We start from the raw sequence: 15154 nt of genomic DNA on the forward strand, positions 1-15154 counted from the left end.
ATCAAAATGGTTGTTACCCTGATCCACCCGATCGCGATGGACGACGGTCTGCGTTTCGCAATCCGTGAAGGCGGCCGTACCGTTGGCGCGGGCGTTGTAGCTAAAGTTCTGGGCTAATTCGTTAGCTTTGAATTAAAAAGGGCGCTTCGGCGCCCTTTTTGCTGTCTGTGATTTGGTGATAAGCCAGGTTGGTTTAAATATTCATAAAGTGCGCCGCTACGGATAATTAATAAACAGTCTATTGTAATCATAACTATTCTCATTTAAACTTTGTGCATAAATTGAACGGGAGTTTATATGTACGTTTGTTTGTGCAATGGCGTTAGCGATAAAAAAATCCGCCAGGTTGTGCGTCAATTTCAACCGCAATCTTTTCAACAATTACGCAAGTTTATTCCCGTTGGAAATCAATGCGGTAAGTGCGTCCGCGCGGCACGCGAAGTGATGGAAGATGAATTAACCAGCATGCCGGAATTCAAAGAAATCGCCTGATCGCGACCCTTCTCTTTTTGACATCCTTATAGCCCGGACTACGCTTCAATAAGTGGAAGCGGAGGGACTTTATAATGAAAGGTGATGTCAAAATCATAAGTTATCTCAATAAATTATTGGGAAACGAACTGGTTGCTATTAACCAGTATTTTCTTCATGCAAGAATGTTCAAGAACTGGGGCCTGATGCGCCTCAACGATATTGAATATCATGAATCTATCGATGAGATGAAACACGCCGATAAGTACATCGAGCGTATTTTGTTTCTTGAAGGACTGCCTAACCTGCAGGATCTTGGCAAACTTGGCATCGGTGAGGATGTCGAAGAGATGCTGCAGTCTGACTTACGGCTGGAGCTCGAAGGTGCGCAAAACCTGCGTGAGGCAATCGCCTATGCCGACAGCGTTCATGATTATGTCAGTCGCGATATGATGATTGAAATCCTTGCCGATGAGGAAGGCCATATTGACTGGCTGGAAACCGAGTTAGATCTGATCGGCAAAATCGGTCTGCAAAATTACCTTCAATCGCAGATCAAAGTGTCAGACTAGCGAACGTCTGCCAACCGCACCAAAAACCCGCTGCAGTCAGAAATGGCCCAAACGGCAGCGGGTTGTTCAAATCCCATCGTTGTTGCTTCCTCCTCCTGACCAACGCCAATGTCATCCATGTCATCCCGGCAAACAGCGAGGCGACCAATACCAGCTGTGGCAACTTTTGCCAGCCGTGCCAGGCGCCGAGGGCGGCAAGATATTTAACGTCGCCGTATCCTAATCCCTCATAGCTGCGAAACATGCGATATAGCCAATAGAGCAGGGCAAAAAAAAGATAGCCGGCAATAGCCCCCCAGACGGCATCTTCTAGCCGCTGCGGCGCAAGACACAGGTAAAAAACTAAACCACTCCACAGCAGCGGGCAGGTGAGACTGTCGGGAAGAAGACCGTGAAGCAGGTCCTGCCGGCACAACGCCAGGGTTAATGCACAGTAGCAAACTAAGAAGGGGAGGACGGTAAGCATGGAACACTCCTGTTCGGGGATAATGCGCTCACTTTGCTTATCGTCGCGGGATTGCGCAAAGCGCATTTGTGCAAGATGGAAGGCTTATTCCTGACTTATTTATCGTGTTATTGCATTGCATTGCTGAGCGCCTGCGCGAGAAGACGCGCAAATTGTGGTGATGATTTTCTAATCAGCACTTGCGTCGCGCCTGAATTTGCGTATAATGCGCGGGCCTGTCAAAATTGACGGCCGGTTCGATATGAGCCCTGGTAGCGCAGTTTGCTACCTAACAATGTTCCCAATCGGGGAACTCTGTAAGAACGGTTACACTCTCCCATCAATCGTAATGGGTATGAGGAGTAATCATTTCGTCTATAAAATAATTGGAGCTCTGGTCTCATGCAGAACCAAAGAATCCGTATCCGCCTTAAAGCGTTTGATCATCGTCTGATCGATCAATCAACCGCGGAAATCGTCGAGACTGCTAAGCGCACTGGTGCGCAAGTCCGTGGTCCGATCCCGCTGCCGACCCGCAAAGAGCGTTTCACCGTTCTGATCTCTCCGCACGTCAACAAAGATGCGCGTGATCAGTACGAGATTCGTACTCACAAGCGTCTGGTTGACATCGTTGAGCCAACTGAAAAAACCGTTGATGCTCTGATGCGTCTGGACCTGGCTGCCGGTGTAGACGTGCAGATCAGCCTGGGTTAATCAGGTCATCGAGCGATTGAGAGGTTGATACAATGATTGGTTTAGTCGGTAAAAAAGTGGGTATGACCCGCATCTTCACTGAAGATGGCGTCTCTATCCCAGTAACCGTTATCGAAGTTGAAGCAAACCGCGTTACTCAGGTCAAAGATCTGGCTAACGATGGCTATCGCGCTATTCAGGTTACCACTGGTGCTAAAAAAGCTAACCGTGTAACTAAGCCGGAAGCTGGTCACTTTGCTAAAGCTGGCGTAGAAGCTGGCCGCGGCCTGTGGGAGTTCCGTCTGGCAGATGGTGAAGAATACACCGTTGGTCAGAACATTAGCGTTGAACTGTTTGCTGACGTTAAAAAAGTTGACGTAACCGGTACCTCTAAAGGTAAAGGTTTCGCTGGTACCGTTAAGCGCTGGAACTTCCGTACCCAGGACGCTACCCACGGTAACTCCTTGTCTCACCGCGTTCCGGGTTCTATCGGTCAGAACCAGACTCCGGGCAAAGTGTTCAAAGGCAAGAAAATGGCAGGTCAGCTGGGCAACGAACGCGTTACTGTTCAGAGCCTGGACGTAGTACGTGTTGACGCTGAGCGCAACCTGCTGCTGGTTAAAGGTGGTGTTCCGGGTGCAACCGGCTGCGACCTGATCGTTAAACCAGCTGTGAAGGCGTAAGGGGATAGCAATGGAATTAGTATTGAAAGACGCGCAGAGCGCGCTGACTGTTTCCGAAACTACCTTCGGTCGTGATTTCAACGAAGCGCTGGTTCACCAGGTTGTTGTTGCTTATGCAGCTGGTGCGCGTCAGGGTACTCGTGCTCAGAAGACTCGTGCTGAAGTAACTGGTTCAGGCAAAAAGCCATGGCGCCAGAAAGGTACCGGCCGTGCGCGTTCAGGTTCTATCAAGAGCCCGATCTGGCGTTCCGGTGGCGTAACCTTCGCTGCTCGTCCGCAGGACCACAGTCAAAAAGTTAACAAGAAGATGTACCGCGGCGCGCTGAAAAGCATTCTGTCCGAACTGGTACGTCAGGATCGTCTGATCGTTGTCGAGAAGTTCTCTGTAGAAGCGCCTAAAACTAAGCTGCTGGCTCAGAAACTGAAAGACATGGCTCTGGAAGATGTGCTGATCATCACCGGTGAGCTGGACGAGAACCTGTTCCTGGCCGCACGTAACCTGCACAAGGTTGACGTACGCGATGCGACTGGTATCGACCCGGTTAGCCTGATCGCCTTCGACAAAGTCGTAATGACTGCTGATGCTGTTAAGCAAGTTGAGGAGATGCTGGCATGATTCGTGAAGAACGTCTGCTGAAGGTGCTGCGCGCACCGCACGTTTCTGAAAAAGCGTCTACTGCGATGGAAAAAACCAACACCATCGTTCTCAAAGTTGCTAAAGACGCGACCAAAGCAGAAATCAAAGCTGCTGTGCAGAAACTGTTTGAAGTCGAAGTCGAAGTCGTTAACACCCTGGTAGTTAAAGGGAAAGTTAAACGTCACGGACAGCGTATCGGTCGTCGTAGCGACTGGAAAAAAGCTTACGTCACCCTGAAGGAAGGCCAGAATCTGGACTTCGTCGGCGGCGCTGAGTAAGTCGGAGGAGTAATACAATGGCAGTTGTTAAATGTAAACCGACATCTCCGGGTCGTCGCCACGTTGTTAAAGTGGTCAACCCAGAGCTGCACAAGGGCAAACCTTTTGCTCCGCTGGTTGAAAAAAACAGCAAATCCGGCGGTCGTAACAACAATGGCCGTATCACCACTCGTCATATCGGTGGTGGTCACAAGCAGGCTTACCGTATTGTTGACTTCAAACGCAACAAAGATGGTATCCCGGCAGTTGTTGAACGTCTTGAGTACGATCCGAACCGTTCCGCGAACATCGCGCTGGTTCTGTACAAAGACGGTGAGCGCCGTTACATTCTGGCCCCGAAAGGCCTGAAAGCTGGCGACCAGATTCAGTCTGGCGTTGATGCTGCAATCAAAGCAGGCAACACCCTGCCGATGCGCAATATCCCGGTTGGTTCTACCGTTCATAACGTAGAAATGAAACCAGGTAAAGGCGGTCAGCTGGCTCGTTCCGCTGGTACTTACGTTCAGATCGTTGCTCGTGACGGTGCTTATGTCACCCTGCGTCTGCGTTCTGGTGAAATGCGTAAAGTCGAAGCAGACTGCCGCGCTACTCTGGGCGAAGTTGGCAATGCTGAGCATATGCTGCGCGTTCTGGGTAAAGCAGGTGCTGCACGCTGGCGTGGTGTTCGTCCTACCGTTCGCGGTACTGCGATGAACCCAGTCGATCACCCACATGGTGGTGGTGAAGGTCGTAACTTTGGTAAGCACCCGGTATCCCCGTGGGGCCTGCAGACCAAAGGTAAGAAGACCCGCAGCAACAAGCGTACTGATAAATTCATCGTACGTCGCCGTAGCAAATAATTTTAGAGGATAAGCCATGCCACGTTCTCTCAAGAAAGGTCCTTTTATTGACCTGCACTTGCTGAAGAAGGTAGAGAAAGCGGTGGAAAGCGGAGACAAGAAGCCCCTGCGCACTTGGTCCCGTCGTTCAACGATCTTTCCTAACATGATCGGTTTGACCATCGCTGTCCATAATGGTCGTCAGCACGTTCCAGTCTTTGTTTCCGACGAAATGGTTGGTCACAAACTGGGTGAATTCGCACCGACTCGTACTTATCGCGGCCACGCTGCTGATAAAAAAGCGAAGAAGAAATAAGGTAGGAGGAAGAGATGGAAACTTTAGCTCAACATCGCCATGCTCGTTCTTCTGCTCAGAAGGTTCGCCTTGTAGCTGACCTGATTCGCGGTAAGAAAGTGTCGCAGGCCCTGGATATTCTGACCTACACCAACAAAAAAGCTGCTGTACTGGTCAAGAAGGTACTGGAATCTGCCATTGCTAACGCTGAACACAACGATGGCGCTGACATTGATGATCTGAAAGTTGCGAAAATTTTCGTAGACGAAGGCCCGAGCATGAAGCGCATTATGCCGCGTGCTAAAGGTCGTGCAGATCGCATCCTGAAGCGCACCAGCCACATCACTGTGGTTGTGTCCGATCGCTGAGACTCTGGAGACTAGCAATGGGTCAGAAAGTACATCCTAATGGTATTCGCCTGGGTATTGTCAAACCATGGAACTCTACCTGGTTCGCGAACACCAAAGAATTCGCTGACAACCTGGACAGCGATTTTAAAGTACGTCAGTTCTTAACTAAAGAGCTGGCTAAAGCGTCTGTATCTCGCATCGTTATCGAGCGTCCGGCTAAGAGCATCCGTGTGACCATTCACACTGCTCGCCCGGGTATCGTTATCGGTAAGAAAGGCGAAGACGTAGAAAAACTGCGCAAGGTCGTAGCGGATATCGCTGGCGTTCCTGCACAGATCAATATTGCCGAAGTTCGTAAGCCTGAACTGGACGCTAAATTGGTTGCTGACAGCATCACTTCTCAGCTGGAACGTCGCGTTATGTTCCGTCGTGCTATGAAGCGTGCTGTACAGAACGCAATGCGTCTGGGCGCTAAAGGTATCAAAGTTGAAGTTAGCGGCCGTCTGGGCGGCGCGGAAATCGCACGTACCGAATGGTACCGTGAAGGTCGCGTACCGCTGCACACTCTGCGTGCTGACATCGACTACAACACCTCTGAAGCGCACACCACTTACGGTGTAATCGGCGTTAAGGTATGGATCTTCAAAGGTGAGATCCTGGGTGGTATGGCTGCTGTTGAACAACCGGAACCGGCTGCTCAACCTAAAAAGCAGCAGCGTAAAGGCCGTAAATAAGGAGCGTCGCTGATGTTACAACCAAAGCGTACAAAATTCCGTAAAGTGCACAAAGGCCGCAACCGTGGTCTGGCGCAGGGTACGGATGTTAGCTTCGGCACTTTCGGTCTGAAAGCTGTTGGCCGTGGTCGTCTGACTGCACGTCAGATCGAAGCAGCACGTCGTGCTATGACCCGTGCAGTTAAGCGTCAAGGTAAGATCTGGATCCGTGTATTCCCGGACAAACCGATCACCGAGAAGCCGCTGGAAGTTCGTATGGGTAAAGGTAAAGGTAACGTGGAGTACTGGGTTGCCTTGATTCAGCCGGGTAAAGTCCTTTATGAAATGGACGGCGTACCGGAAGAGCTGGCCCGTGAAGCATTCGGCCTGGCAGCAGCGAAACTGCCGATCAAAACCACCTTTGTAACTAAGACGGTGATGTAATGAAAGCAAAAGAGCTGCGTGAAAAAAGCGTTGAAGAGCTGAACGCTGAGCTGCTGAACCTGCTGCGTGAGCAGTTCAACCTGCGTATGCAGGCTGCAAGTGGCCAGCTGCAACAGACTCATCTGCTGAAGCAAGTGCGTCGTGATGTTGCACGCGTTAAGACTTTACTGACTCAGAAGGCGGGTGCGTAATGACCGATAAAATCCGTACTCTGCAAGGTCGCGTAGTTAGCGACAAAATGGAGAAATCCATTGTTGTTGCTATCGAACGTTTTGTGAAACACCCGATCTACGGTAAATTCATCAAACGTACGACCAAACTGCACGTACATGACGAGAACAACGAATGTGGTATCGGCGACAAGGTTGAAATCCGTGAATGCCGTCCACTGTCCAAGACTAAGTCCTGGACGCTGGTTCGCGTTGTAGAGAAAGCGGTTCTGTAATAGAGTACGCATTCTCAATACGAATAAACGGCTCAGCGATGGGCCGTTTATTTTTTCTACCCATATTGCAGAAGCGGTGTTATAATGCCGCGCCCTCGATATGGGGCTTTTTAACGACCCAGCTTTTGGGTCCCAGTAGTAGTTGACATTAGCGGAGCACTAAAATGATCCAAGAACAGACTATGCTGAACGTCGCCGACAACTCCGGTGCACGTCGCGTAATGTGTATCAAGGTTCTGGGTGGCTCGCACCGTCGCTACGCAGGCGTAGGCGACATCATCAAGATCACCATCAAAGAAGCAATTCCGCGTGGTAAGGTCAAGAAAGGTGATGTGCTGAAGGCGGTAGTGGTGCGCACCAAGAAGGGTGTTCGTCGCCCGGACGGTTCTGTCATTCGCTTCGATGGTAATGCATGCGTTATTTTAAACAATAACAGCGAGCAACCTATCGGTACGCGTATTTTTGGGCCGGTAACTCGTGAACTTCGTAACGAGAAGTTCATGAAAATTATCTCTCTGGCACCAGAAGTACTCTAAGGAGCGAATCATGGCAGCGAAAATCCGTCGTGATGACGAAGTTATCGTGTTAACCGGTAAAGATAAAGGTAAACGCGGTAAAGTTAAAAATGTCCTGTCTTCCGGCAAGGTCATTGTTGAAGGTATCAACCTGGTTAAGAAACATCAGAAGCCGGTTCCGGCCCTGAACCAACCAGGCGGCATCGTAGAGAAAGAAGCAGCTATTCAAGTCTCTAACCTTGCTATCTTCAACGCGGCAACCGGCAAGGCTGACCGTGTAGGCTTTAGATTCGAAGACGGCAAAAAAGTCCGTTTCTTCAAATCTAATAGCGAAACTATCAAGTAATTTGGAGTAGTACGATGGCGAAACTGCATGATTACTACAAAGACGAAGTAGTCGCTAAACTCATGACTGAGTTTAACTACAATTCTGTCATGCAAGTCCCTCGGGTCGAGAAGATCACCCTGAACATGGGTGTTGGTGAAGCGATCGCTGACAAGAAACTGCTGGATAACGCAGCAGCTGACCTGACAGCAATCTCCGGTCAAAAACCGCTGATCACCAAAGCACGCAAATCAGTTGCAGGCTTCAAAATCCGTCAGGGCTATCCGATCGGCTGTAAAGTAACTCTGCGCGGCGAGCGCATGTGGGAGTTCTTTGAGCGCCTGATCACTATTGCTGTACCGCGTATCCGTGACTTCCGTGGCTTGTCCGCTAAGTCTTTCGACGGTCGTGGTAACTACAGCATGGGTGTCCGTGAGCAGATCATCTTCCCAGAAATCGACTACGATAAAGTCGACCGCGTTCGTGGTTTGGATATTACCATTACCACTACTGCGAAATCTGATGAAGAAGGCCGCGCTCTGCTGGCTGCCTTTGACTTCCCGTTCCGCAAGTAAGGTAGGGTTACTTAATGGCTAAGCAATCAATGAAAGCACGCGAAGTAAAGCGCGTGGCTTTAGCTGATAAATTCTTCGCTAAACGCGCTGAACTGAAAGCTATCATCTCTGATGTGAACGCAACCGACGAAGATCGTTGGAACGCTGTTCTCAAGCTGCAGACTCTGCCGCGTGATTCCAGCCCGTCTCGTCAGCGTAATCGCTGCCGTCAAACAGGTCGTCCGCATGGTTTCCTGCGGAAGTTCGGGTTGAGCCGTATCAAGGTCCGTGAAGCCGCTATGCGCGGTGAAATCCCGGGTCTGAAAAAGGCTAGCTGGTAATTGTCACCAATTGAATCACGGGAGTAAAGACAGATGAGCATGCAAGATCCGATCGCGGATATGCTGACCCGTATCCGTAACGGTCAGGCCGCGAATAAAGCTGCGGTCACCATGCCTTCCTCCAAGCTGAAAGTGGCAATTGCCAACGTGCTGAAGGAAGAAGGCTTTATTGAAGATTTTAAAGTTGAAGGCGACATCAAGCCGGAACTGGAACTGACTCTTAAGTATTTCCAGGGTAAAGCTGTTGTAGAAAGCATTCAGCGTGTCAGCCGCCCAGGTCTGCGCATCTACAAACGTAAAGATGAGCTGCCGAAAGTTATGGCGGGTCTGGGTATCGCAGTTGTTTCTACCTCTAAAGGTGTTATGACTGATCGTGCAGCGCGCCAAGCTGGTCTTGGTGGCGAAATTATCTGCTACGTAGCCTAATCGGAGGAAAAAATGTCTCGTGTTGCTAAAGCACCGGTCGTTGTTCCTGCCGGCGTTGACGTTAAAGTCAACGGTCAGGTTATTACGATCAAAGGTAAGAATGGCGAGCTGACTCGTACTCTCAACGATGCTGTTGAAGTTAAACATGCAGATAATGCTCTGACTTTCGGTCCGCGTGATGGTTACGTAGACGGATGGGCTCAGGCTGGTACCGCGCGTGCCCTGCTGAACTCAATGGTTATCGGTGTTACCGAAGGCTTCACTAAAAAGCTTCAGCTGGTTGGTGTAGGCTATCGTGCAGCGGTCAAAGGGGATGTAGTAAACCTGGCTTTAGGTTTCTCTCATCCTGTTGAACATAAGCTGCCGGCCGGTATCACTGCAGAATGTCCGACTCAAACTGAAATCGTGCTGAAAGGCGCTGATAAGCAGGTGATCGGCCAGGTTGCAGCAGATCTGCGCGCCTACCGTCGTCCTGAGCCTTACAAAGGCAAGGGTGTTCGTTACGCCGACGAAGTCGTGCGTACCAAAGAGGCTAAGAAGAAGTAAGGTAACACTATGGATAAGAAATCTGCTCGTATCCGTCGTGCGACCCGCGCACGCCGCAAGCTCCAGGAGCTGGGTGCAACTCGCCTGGTGGTACATCGTACCCCGCGTCATATTTACGCACAGGTAATTGCTCCGAATGGTTCTGAAGTTCTGGTAGCTGCTTCTACTGTAGAAAAAGCTATCTCTGAACAACTGAAGTACACCGGTAACAAAGACGCGGCCGCAGCTGTGGGTAAAGCTGTTGCTGAACGCGCTCTGGAAAAAGGCATCAAAGATGTTTCCTTTGACCGTTCCGGGTTCCAATATCATGGTCGTGTCCAGGCACTGGCAGATGCTGCCCGTGAAGCTGGCCTTCAGTTCTAAGGTAGAGGTGTAAGATGGCTCACATCGAAAAACAAGCTGGCGAACTGCAGGAAAAGCTGATCGCGGTAAACCGCGTATCTAAAACCGTTAAAGGTGGTCGTATTTTCTCCTTCACAGCTCTGACTGTAGTTGGTGACGGTAACGGTCGCGTAGGTTTTGGTTACGGTAAAGCGCGTGAAGTTCCAGCAGCGATCCAGAAAGCGATGGAAAAAGCCCGTCGCAATATGATTAACGTCGCGCTGAATACTGGCACCCTGCAGCACCCGGTTAAGGGTACTCACACGGGTTCTCGTGTATTCATGCAGCCGGCTTCCGAAGGTACCGGTATCATCGCCGGTGGTGCAATGCGCGCCGTTCTGGAAGTCGCTGGGGTTCGTAACGTTCTGGCTAAAGCATATGGTTCCACCAACCCGATCAACGTGGTTCGTGCAACTATTGATGGCCTGGAAAATATGAAGTCTCCAGATATGGTCGCTGCCAAGCGTGGTAAATCCGTTGAAGAAATTCTGGGGAAATAAACCATGGCAAAGACTATTAAAATTACTCAAACCCGCAGTGCAATCGGTCGTTTGCCGAAACACAAGGCAACGCTGCTTGGCCTGGGTCTGCGTCGTATTGGTCACACCGTAGAGCGCGAGGATACTCCTGCTGTTCGTGGTATGGTCAACGCGGTTTCCTTCATGGTTAAAGTTGAGGAGTAAGAGATGCGTTTAAATACTCTGTCTCCGGCCGAAGGCTCCAAAAAGGCGGGTAAACGCCTGGGTCGTGGTATCGGTTCTGGCCTCGGTAAAACCGGTGGTCGTGGTCACAAAGGTCAGAACTCTCGTTCTGGCGGTGGCGTACGTCGCGGTTTCGAGGGTGGTCAGATGCCACTGTACCGTCGTCTGCCGAAATTCGGCTTCACTTCTCGTAAAGCAATGATCACCGCAGAAGTTCGTCTGTCTGATCTGGCTCACGTAGAAGGCGATGTGGTAGACCTGAACACGCTGAAAGCGGCTAACATTATCGGTATCCAGATCGAGTTCGCGAAAGTGATCCTGTCTGGTGAGGTAACTCGTCCGGTAACTGTTCGTGGCCTGCGCGTGACTAAAGGCGCTCGTGCTGCTATCGAAGCTGCTGGCGGTAAAATTGAGGAATAAGTAGCAGATGGCTAAACAACCGGGATTAGATTTTCAAAGTGCCAAAGGTGGAATTGGCGAACTGAAACGCAGACTTCTGTTTGTTATCGGTGCGCTGATTGTGTTCCGTATTGGCTCTTTTATTCCGATCCCTGGTATTGATGCCACTGTACTTGCCAAACTGCTTGAGCAACAGCGAGGCACCATCATTGAAATGTTTAACATGTTCTCTGGTGGTGCTCTCAGCCGTGCTTCTATCTTTGCTCTGGGGATCATGCCGTATATTTCGGCGTCGATCATTGTCCAGCTGCTGACCGTTGTTTATCAACCGCTGGCAGAACTGAAGAAAGAAGGGGAGTCTGGTCGTCGTAAGATCAGCCAGTACACCCGCTACGGTACTCTGGTGCTGGCTATATTCCAGTCGATCGGTATTGCTACCGGTCTGCCGAATATGCCTGGTATGCAGGGCCTGGTGATTAATCCGGGCTTTGCATTCTATTTCACCGCTGTTGTTAGTCTGGTCACAGGGACTATGTTCCTGATGTGGCTCGGCGAACAGATCACCGAACGCGGTATCGGAAACGGTATCTCGATCCTGATCTTCGCCGGGATCGTTGCGGGACTCCCGCCGGCCATCGCCCATACTATCGAGCAAGCGCGTCAAGGCGACCTGCACTTCCTCCTGTTGCTGTTGGTTGCAGTATTAGTATTTGCAGTGACCTTCTTCGTTGTATTCGTTGAACGTGGTCAACGCCGCATTGTGGTAAACTACGCTAAGCGTCAACAGGGTCGTCGTGTCTATGCTGCACAGAGCACACATTTACCGCTGAAAGTGAATATGGCGGGGGTAATCCCGGCAATCTTCGCTTCCAGTATTATTCTGTTCCCGGCGACCATCACGTCATGGTTCGGGGGCGGTACTGGTTGGAACTGGCTGACAACAATTTCGCTGTATTTGCAGCCTGGGCAACCGCTTTATGTGTTACTCTATGCGTCTGCAATCATCTTCTTCTGTTTCTTCTACACGGCGTTGGTTTTCAACCCGCGTGAAACAGCAGATAACCTGAAGAAGTCCGGTGCATTTGTACCAGGAATTCGTCCGGGAGAACAAACGGCGAAGTATATCGATAAAGTAATGACCCGCCTGACTCTGGTCGGTGCGTTGTATATCACTTTTATCTGCCTGATCCCGGAGTTCATGCGTGATGCAATGAAAGTGCCGTTCTACTTCGGTGGAACCTCGCTGCTTATTGTTGTCGTCGTGATTATGGACTTTATGGCTCAAGTGCAAACTCTGATGATGTCTAGTCAGTATGAGTCTGCATTGAAGAAGGCGAACCTGAAAGGCTACGGCCGCTAACTGGTCGCCCGAGAAGTTACGGAGAGTAAAAATGAAAGTTCGTGCTTCCGTCAAGAAATTATGCCGTAACTGCAAAATCGTTAAGCGTGATGGTGTCATCCGTGTGATTTGCAGTGCCGAGCCAAAGCATAAACAGCGCCAAGGCTGATTTATTCGCATATTTTTCTTGCAAAGTTGGGTTGAGCTGGCTAGATTAGCCAGCCAATCTTTTGTATGTCTGTACGTTTCCATTTGAGTATCCTGAAAACGGGCTTTTCAGCATGGTACGTACATATTAAATAGTAGGAGTGCATAGTGGCCCGTATAGCAGGCATTAACATTCCTGATCAGAAACATACCGTAATTGCTTTAACCGCAATTTTTGGTATCGGCAAGACCCGCTCTAAAGCCATCTGCGCTGAAACGGGTATCGCTGAAAATGTTAAGATCAGTGAGCTGTCTGAAGAACAGATTGATTCTCTGCGTGAAGCAGTAGGTAAATTTGTCGTTGAAGGTGATCTGCGCCGTGAAATCACCCTTAGCATCAAGCGTCTGATGGACCTTGGTTGCTACCGTGGTTTACGCCATCGTCGTGGTCTTCCGGTTCGCGGTCAGCGTACTAAGACCAACGCACGTACCCGTAAGGGTCCGCGTAAACCGATCAAGAAATAATCGGGGTGATTGAATAATGGCAAAGGCACCAGTTCGTGCACGTAAGCGTGTAAGAAAACAAGTCTCTGATGGCGTGGCTCATATCCATGCTTCTTTTAACAACACCATCGTTACCATCACTGATCGTCAGGGTAACGCGCTGGGTTGGGCAACAGCCGGTGGTTCCGGTTTCCGTGGTTCTCGCAAATCCACTCCGTTTGCAGCTCAGGTTGCAGCAGAGCGTTGCGCAGAAGCCGTAAAAGAATACGGCATCAAGAATCTGGAAGTTATGGTTAAAGGTCCGGGTCCAGGTCGCGAATCTACTATTCGTGCACTGAACGCCGCTGGTTTCCGCATCACTAATATTACTGATGTGACTCCGATCCCTCATAACGGTTGTCGTCCGCCGAAAAAACGTCGCGTATAACGCCTCGTTTCTAGGATTGTTGGAGAAAGAAAATGGCAAGATATTTGGGTCCTAAGCTCAAGCTGAGCCGTCGTGAGGGCACTGACTTATTCCTTAAGTCTGGCGTTCGCGCGATCGATACCAAGTGTAAAATTGAACAAGCTCCTGGCCAGCACGGTGCGCGTAAGCCGCGTCTGTCTGACTATGGTGTGCAGTTGCGTGAAAAGCAAAAAGTTCGCCGTATGTACGGTGTGCTGGAGCGTCAGTTCCGTAACTACTATAAAGAAGCAGCACGTCTGAAAGGCAACACCGGTGAAAACCTGTTGGCTCTGCTGGAAGGTCGTCTGGACAACGTTGTATACCGTATGGGCTTCGGCGCCACTCGTGCTGAAGCACGCCAGCTGGTTAGCCACAAGGCTATCATGGTAAACGGTCGTGTTGTTAACATCGCTTCTTATCAGGTAAAAGCGAATGACGTTGTTAGCATCCGTGAGAAAGCGAAAAAGCAATCTCGCGTGAAAGCCGCTCTGGAGCTGGCTGAGCAGCGTGAAAAGCCAACCTGGCTGGAAGTTGATGCTGGCAAGATGGAAGGTACGTTCAAGCGTCAGCCGGAGCGTTCTGATCTGTCTGCGGACATTAACGAACACCTGATCGTCGAGCTTTACTCCAAGTAAAGCTTAGTACCAAAGAGAGGACACAATGCAGGGTTCTGTGACAGAGTTTCTAAAACCGCGCCTGGTCGATATCGAGCAAGTGAGTTCGACGCACGCCAAGGTGACCCTTGAGCCTTTAGAGCGTGGCTTCGGCCATACTCTGGGTAACGCACTGCGCCGTATTCTGCTCTCATCGATGCCGGGTTGCGCGGTGACCGAGGTTGAGATTGATGGTGTACTGCACGAGTACAGCACCAAAGAAGGCGTTCAGGAAGACATCCTTGAAATCCTGCTCAACCTGAAAGGGCTGGCGGTGAGAGTTCAGGGTAAAGATGAAGTCATCCTTACTTTGAATAAATCTGGCATTGGCCCTGTGACTGCAGCCGACATTACCCACGACGGTGATGTCGAAATCGTCAAGCCGCAGCACGTGATCTGCCACCTGACCGATGAGAACGCATCTATTAGCATGCGCATCAAAGTTCAGCGCGGTCGCGGTTATGTGCCGGCTTCTGCCCGAATTCATTCGGAAGAAGATGAGCGCCCAATCGGCCGTCTGCTGGTCGACGCCTGCTACAGCCCTGTAGAGCGTATTGCCTACAATGTTGAAGCCGCGCGTGTTGAGCAGCGTACCGACCTGGACAAGCTGGTCATCGAGATGGAAACCAACGGCACAATCGATCCTGAAGAGGCGATTCGTCGTGCGGCAACCATTCTGGCTGAACAACTGGAAGCTTTCGTTGACTTACGTGATGTACGTCAGCCGGAAGTGAAAGAAGAGAAACCAGAGTTCGATCCGATCCTGCTGCGCCCTGTTGACGATCTGGAATTGACTGTCCGCTCTGCTAACTGCCTCAAGGCAGAAGCTATCCACTATATCGGTGATCTGGTACAGCGTACCGAGGTTGAGTTGCTGAAAACGCCGAACCTGGGTAAAAAATCTCTTACCGAGATTAAAGACGTGCTGGCTTCACGTGGTCTGTCTCTGGGCATGCGCCTGGAAAACTGGCCGCCGGCAAGCATTGCTGACGAGTAACCGGATCACAGGTTAAGGTTTTACTGAGAAGGATAAG

At 50.5% G+C, this 15154-nt stretch carries 31 protein-coding genes; 30 read left to right on the forward strand and 1 reads right to left on the reverse strand.

The genetic code is table 11. From position 1 onward, the window contains the following. The 3 genes from PGR09_RS24110 to bfr all read left to right on the forward strand — a co-directional run. A partial coding sequence (locus tag PGR09_RS24110; RefSeq protein WP_000531011.1) for an elongation factor Tu occupies nucleotides 1-117 on the forward strand: 117 nt, incomplete at its 5' end. Nucleotides 118-297: 180 nt separating this feature from the next. Beyond that, a complete protein-coding gene (gene bfd / locus PGR09_RS24115) occupies nucleotides 298-492 on the forward strand; it encodes a bacterioferritin-associated ferredoxin (RefSeq protein ID WP_015369419.1) in 195 nt (64 codons plus the stop codon). A 74-nt stretch (nucleotides 493-566) separates the two neighbouring features. Next, nucleotides 567-1043 carry a bacterioferritin gene (gene bfr / locus PGR09_RS24120; protein WP_015369420.1) on the forward strand — a complete coding sequence of 159 codons (477 nt, stop codon included), beginning with the start codon at nucleotides 567-569 and terminating at the stop codon, nucleotides 1041-1043. On the opposite strand, the gene PGR09_RS24125 is transcribed toward bfr, so the two are convergent. Further along, nucleotides 1027-1509: a prepilin peptidase gene (locus tag PGR09_RS24125; RefSeq protein ID WP_047078586.1), complete on the reverse strand. Its 483-nt coding sequence runs from the start codon at nucleotides 1507-1509 to the stop codon at nucleotides 1027-1029. The genes bfr and PGR09_RS24125 overlap by 17 nt on opposite strands. Nucleotides 1510-1890: 381 nt before the next feature. On the opposite strand from PGR09_RS24125, the gene rpsJ reads away from it, so the two are divergent. The 27 genes from rpsJ (at nucleotide 1891) to PGR09_RS24260 (ending at nucleotide 15117) form a co-directional block, all read left to right on the forward strand. Beyond that, nucleotides 1891-2202, forward strand: a complete 312-nt coding sequence (gene rpsJ / locus PGR09_RS24130) for a 30S ribosomal protein S10 (protein WP_001181005.1) — start codon at nucleotides 1891-1893, stop codon at nucleotides 2200-2202. Between the two features lie 32 nt (nucleotides 2203-2234). Further along, nucleotides 2235-2864: a 50S ribosomal protein L3 gene (rplC, locus tag PGR09_RS24135; RefSeq protein WP_015369422.1), complete on the forward strand. Its 630-nt coding sequence runs from the start codon at nucleotides 2235-2237 to the stop codon at nucleotides 2862-2864. Nucleotides 2865-2874: 10 nt separating this feature from the next. Then, nucleotides 2875-3480 (forward strand): 50S ribosomal protein L4, encoded by a 606-nt coding sequence (gene rplD, locus PGR09_RS24140; RefSeq protein ID WP_000424395.1) that lies wholly within the window; start codon nucleotides 2875-2877, stop codon nucleotides 3478-3480. Beyond that, nucleotides 3477-3779: a 50S ribosomal protein L23 gene (rplW, locus tag PGR09_RS24145; RefSeq protein ID WP_000617546.1), complete on the forward strand. Its 303-nt coding sequence runs from the start codon at nucleotides 3477-3479 to the stop codon at nucleotides 3777-3779. Before rplD ends, rplW begins: the two co-directional genes overlap by 4 nt. Before the next feature lie 17 nt (nucleotides 3780-3796). Then, a complete protein-coding gene (gene rplB, locus PGR09_RS24150) occupies nucleotides 3797-4618 on the forward strand; it encodes a 50S ribosomal protein L2 (RefSeq protein ID WP_015369423.1) in 822 nt (273 codons plus the stop codon). A 16-nt stretch (nucleotides 4619-4634) separates the two neighbouring features. Beyond that, on the forward strand, nucleotides 4635-4913 hold the full coding sequence (gene rpsS, locus PGR09_RS24155) for a 30S ribosomal protein S19 (protein WP_001138115.1): 279 nt from the start codon (nucleotides 4635-4637) through the stop codon (nucleotides 4911-4913). A 14-nt stretch (nucleotides 4914-4927) separates the two neighbouring features. Then, the gene (rplV, locus tag PGR09_RS24160; protein ID WP_002919773.1) at nucleotides 4928-5260 is read left to right on the forward strand and encodes a 50S ribosomal protein L22; all 333 of its coding nucleotides are present in this window, start codon (nucleotides 4928-4930) and stop codon (nucleotides 5258-5260) included. A 17-nt stretch (nucleotides 5261-5277) separates the two neighbouring features. Further along, nucleotides 5278-5976: a 30S ribosomal protein S3 gene (rpsC, locus tag PGR09_RS24165; RefSeq protein ID WP_002919766.1), complete on the forward strand. Its 699-nt coding sequence runs from the start codon at nucleotides 5278-5280 to the stop codon at nucleotides 5974-5976. Between the two features lie 12 nt (nucleotides 5977-5988). Further along, complete coding sequence (rplP, locus tag PGR09_RS24170; protein ID WP_002919759.1) at nucleotides 5989-6399, forward strand: 50S ribosomal protein L16; 411 nt, start codon at nucleotides 5989-5991, stop codon at nucleotides 6397-6399. Then, nucleotides 6399-6590, forward strand: coding sequence for a 50S ribosomal protein L29 (rpmC, locus tag PGR09_RS24175; RefSeq protein ID WP_002919754.1), 192 nt, complete (start codon nucleotides 6399-6401; stop codon nucleotides 6588-6590). Before rplP ends, rpmC begins: the two co-directional genes overlap by 1 nt. Then, nucleotides 6590-6844, forward strand: coding sequence for a 30S ribosomal protein S17 (gene rpsQ, locus PGR09_RS24180; protein WP_002438707.1), 255 nt, complete (start codon nucleotides 6590-6592; stop codon nucleotides 6842-6844). Before rpmC ends, rpsQ begins: the two co-directional genes overlap by 1 nt. Before the next feature lie 164 nt (nucleotides 6845-7008). After that, a complete protein-coding gene (gene rplN, locus PGR09_RS24185; protein ID WP_000613954.1) occupies nucleotides 7009-7380 on the forward strand; it encodes a 50S ribosomal protein L14 in 372 nt (123 codons plus the stop codon). A gap of 10 nt (nucleotides 7381-7390) precedes the next feature. Further along, nucleotides 7391-7705, forward strand: coding sequence for a 50S ribosomal protein L24 (gene rplX, locus PGR09_RS24190; RefSeq protein WP_015369424.1), 315 nt, complete (start codon nucleotides 7391-7393; stop codon nucleotides 7703-7705). A 14-nt stretch (nucleotides 7706-7719) separates the two neighbouring features. After that, complete coding sequence (rplE, locus tag PGR09_RS24195; protein WP_003031123.1) at nucleotides 7720-8259, forward strand: 50S ribosomal protein L5; 540 nt, start codon at nucleotides 7720-7722, stop codon at nucleotides 8257-8259. A gap of 14 nt (nucleotides 8260-8273) precedes the next feature. Next, nucleotides 8274-8579, forward strand: coding sequence for a 30S ribosomal protein S14 (rpsN, locus tag PGR09_RS24200; RefSeq protein ID WP_002919667.1), 306 nt, complete (start codon nucleotides 8274-8276; stop codon nucleotides 8577-8579). Between the two features lie 33 nt (nucleotides 8580-8612). Further along, the gene (gene rpsH / locus PGR09_RS24205) at nucleotides 8613-9005 is read left to right on the forward strand and encodes a 30S ribosomal protein S8 (RefSeq protein WP_008807048.1); all 393 of its coding nucleotides are present in this window, start codon (nucleotides 8613-8615) and stop codon (nucleotides 9003-9005) included. 12 nt (nucleotides 9006-9017) lie between these two features. Next, nucleotides 9018-9551, forward strand: coding sequence for a 50S ribosomal protein L6 (gene rplF / locus PGR09_RS24210; RefSeq protein WP_008807049.1), 534 nt, complete (start codon nucleotides 9018-9020; stop codon nucleotides 9549-9551). Between the two features lie 9 nt (nucleotides 9552-9560). Further along, nucleotides 9561-9914 (forward strand): 50S ribosomal protein L18, encoded by a 354-nt coding sequence (gene rplR, locus PGR09_RS24215; RefSeq protein ID WP_006817270.1) that lies wholly within the window; start codon nucleotides 9561-9563, stop codon nucleotides 9912-9914. 14 nt (nucleotides 9915-9928) lie between these two features. Continuing rightward, entirely contained in the window at nucleotides 9929-10432 is a 504-nt protein-coding gene (gene rpsE / locus PGR09_RS24220; RefSeq protein ID WP_015703641.1) for a 30S ribosomal protein S5, read from the forward strand. Nucleotides 10433-10435: 3 nt separating this feature from the next. Then, nucleotides 10436-10615, forward strand: a complete 180-nt coding sequence (gene rpmD / locus PGR09_RS24225) for a 50S ribosomal protein L30 (RefSeq protein ID WP_001140434.1) — start codon at nucleotides 10436-10438, stop codon at nucleotides 10613-10615. Nucleotides 10616-10618: 3 nt separating this feature from the next. Then, nucleotides 10619-11053, forward strand: a complete 435-nt coding sequence (rplO, locus tag PGR09_RS24230) for a 50S ribosomal protein L15 (RefSeq protein WP_015369426.1) — start codon at nucleotides 10619-10621, stop codon at nucleotides 11051-11053. A gap of 7 nt (nucleotides 11054-11060) precedes the next feature. Beyond that, on the forward strand, nucleotides 11061-12392 hold the full coding sequence (gene secY / locus PGR09_RS24235) for a preprotein translocase subunit SecY (RefSeq protein ID WP_015703640.1): 1332 nt from the start codon (nucleotides 11061-11063) through the stop codon (nucleotides 12390-12392). A 31-nt stretch (nucleotides 12393-12423) separates the two neighbouring features. After that, nucleotides 12424-12540: a 50S ribosomal protein L36 gene (rpmJ, locus tag PGR09_RS24240; protein ID WP_000868187.1), complete on the forward strand. Its 117-nt coding sequence runs from the start codon at nucleotides 12424-12426 to the stop codon at nucleotides 12538-12540. Between the two features lie 146 nt (nucleotides 12541-12686). Further along, nucleotides 12687-13043, forward strand: coding sequence for a 30S ribosomal protein S13 (gene rpsM / locus PGR09_RS24245; RefSeq protein WP_015369429.1), 357 nt, complete (start codon nucleotides 12687-12689; stop codon nucleotides 13041-13043). A gap of 16 nt (nucleotides 13044-13059) precedes the next feature. Beyond that, a complete protein-coding gene (gene rpsK, locus PGR09_RS24250) occupies nucleotides 13060-13449 on the forward strand; it encodes a 30S ribosomal protein S11 (RefSeq protein ID WP_004388621.1) in 390 nt (129 codons plus the stop codon). Between the two features lie 32 nt (nucleotides 13450-13481). After that, nucleotides 13482-14102, forward strand: coding sequence for a 30S ribosomal protein S4 (gene rpsD, locus PGR09_RS24255; RefSeq protein WP_002919224.1), 621 nt, complete (start codon nucleotides 13482-13484; stop codon nucleotides 14100-14102). Nucleotides 14103-14127: 25 nt separating this feature from the next. Next, nucleotides 14128-15117: a DNA-directed RNA polymerase subunit alpha gene (locus tag PGR09_RS24260; protein WP_002438685.1), complete on the forward strand. Its 990-nt coding sequence runs from the start codon at nucleotides 14128-14130 to the stop codon at nucleotides 15115-15117. The last annotated feature ends 37 nt before the right edge of the window (nucleotides 15118-15154 follow it).

Origin of the sequence: Klebsiella sp. 141251 (genome assembly GCF_050600725.1) — a bacterium.
Classification (GTDB): Bacteria; Pseudomonadota; Gammaproteobacteria; order Enterobacterales; family Enterobacteriaceae; genus Klebsiella; species Klebsiella aerogenes.

What these genes read in the sequence shown, in the direction of transcription:
- bfd (WP_015369419.1), top strand. Translation starts at nt 298, where the DNA reads ATGTACGTTTGTTTGTGCAATGGCGTTAGCGATAAAAAAATCCGCCAG.
- bfr (WP_015369420.1), top strand. Translation starts at nt 567, where the DNA reads ATGAAAGGTGATGTCAAAATCATAAGTTATCTCAATAAATTATTGGGA.
- PGR09_RS24125 (WP_047078586.1), bottom strand. Translation starts at nt 1,509, where the DNA reads ATGCTTACCGTCCTCCCCTTCTTAGTTTGCTACTGTGCATTAACCCTG.
- rpsJ (WP_001181005.1), top strand. Translation starts at nt 1,891, where the DNA reads ATGCAGAACCAAAGAATCCGTATCCGCCTTAAAGCGTTTGATCATCGT.
- rplC (WP_015369422.1), top strand. Translation starts at nt 2,235, where the DNA reads ATGATTGGTTTAGTCGGTAAAAAAGTGGGTATGACCCGCATCTTCACT.
- rplD (WP_000424395.1), top strand. Translation starts at nt 2,875, where the DNA reads ATGGAATTAGTATTGAAAGACGCGCAGAGCGCGCTGACTGTTTCCGAA.
- rplW (WP_000617546.1), top strand. Translation starts at nt 3,477, where the DNA reads ATGATTCGTGAAGAACGTCTGCTGAAGGTGCTGCGCGCACCGCACGTT.
- rplB (WP_015369423.1), top strand. Translation starts at nt 3,797, where the DNA reads ATGGCAGTTGTTAAATGTAAACCGACATCTCCGGGTCGTCGCCACGTT.
- rpsS (WP_001138115.1), top strand. Translation starts at nt 4,635, where the DNA reads ATGCCACGTTCTCTCAAGAAAGGTCCTTTTATTGACCTGCACTTGCTG.
- rplV (WP_002919773.1), top strand. Translation starts at nt 4,928, where the DNA reads ATGGAAACTTTAGCTCAACATCGCCATGCTCGTTCTTCTGCTCAGAAG.
- rpsC (WP_002919766.1), top strand. Translation starts at nt 5,278, where the DNA reads ATGGGTCAGAAAGTACATCCTAATGGTATTCGCCTGGGTATTGTCAAA.
- rplP (WP_002919759.1), top strand. Translation starts at nt 5,989, where the DNA reads ATGTTACAACCAAAGCGTACAAAATTCCGTAAAGTGCACAAAGGCCGC.
- rpmC (WP_002919754.1), top strand. Translation starts at nt 6,399, where the DNA reads ATGAAAGCAAAAGAGCTGCGTGAAAAAAGCGTTGAAGAGCTGAACGCT.
- rpsQ (WP_002438707.1), top strand. Translation starts at nt 6,590, where the DNA reads ATGACCGATAAAATCCGTACTCTGCAAGGTCGCGTAGTTAGCGACAAA.
- rplN (WP_000613954.1), top strand. Translation starts at nt 7,009, where the DNA reads ATGATCCAAGAACAGACTATGCTGAACGTCGCCGACAACTCCGGTGCA.
- rplX (WP_015369424.1), top strand. Translation starts at nt 7,391, where the DNA reads ATGGCAGCGAAAATCCGTCGTGATGACGAAGTTATCGTGTTAACCGGT.
- rplE (WP_003031123.1), top strand. Translation starts at nt 7,720, where the DNA reads ATGGCGAAACTGCATGATTACTACAAAGACGAAGTAGTCGCTAAACTC.
- rpsN (WP_002919667.1), top strand. Translation starts at nt 8,274, where the DNA reads ATGGCTAAGCAATCAATGAAAGCACGCGAAGTAAAGCGCGTGGCTTTA.
- rpsH (WP_008807048.1), top strand. Translation starts at nt 8,613, where the DNA reads ATGAGCATGCAAGATCCGATCGCGGATATGCTGACCCGTATCCGTAAC.
- rplF (WP_008807049.1), top strand. Translation starts at nt 9,018, where the DNA reads ATGTCTCGTGTTGCTAAAGCACCGGTCGTTGTTCCTGCCGGCGTTGAC.
- rplR (WP_006817270.1), top strand. Translation starts at nt 9,561, where the DNA reads ATGGATAAGAAATCTGCTCGTATCCGTCGTGCGACCCGCGCACGCCGC.
- rpsE (WP_015703641.1), top strand. Translation starts at nt 9,929, where the DNA reads ATGGCTCACATCGAAAAACAAGCTGGCGAACTGCAGGAAAAGCTGATC.
- rpmD (WP_001140434.1), top strand. Translation starts at nt 10,436, where the DNA reads ATGGCAAAGACTATTAAAATTACTCAAACCCGCAGTGCAATCGGTCGT.
- rplO (WP_015369426.1), top strand. Translation starts at nt 10,619, where the DNA reads ATGCGTTTAAATACTCTGTCTCCGGCCGAAGGCTCCAAAAAGGCGGGT.
- secY (WP_015703640.1), top strand. Translation starts at nt 11,061, where the DNA reads ATGGCTAAACAACCGGGATTAGATTTTCAAAGTGCCAAAGGTGGAATT.
- rpmJ (WP_000868187.1), top strand. Translation starts at nt 12,424, where the DNA reads ATGAAAGTTCGTGCTTCCGTCAAGAAATTATGCCGTAACTGCAAAATC.
- rpsK (WP_004388621.1), top strand. Translation starts at nt 13,060, where the DNA reads ATGGCAAAGGCACCAGTTCGTGCACGTAAGCGTGTAAGAAAACAAGTC.
- rpsD (WP_002919224.1), top strand. Translation starts at nt 13,482, where the DNA reads ATGGCAAGATATTTGGGTCCTAAGCTCAAGCTGAGCCGTCGTGAGGGC.
- PGR09_RS24260 (WP_002438685.1), top strand. Translation starts at nt 14,128, where the DNA reads ATGCAGGGTTCTGTGACAGAGTTTCTAAAACCGCGCCTGGTCGATATC.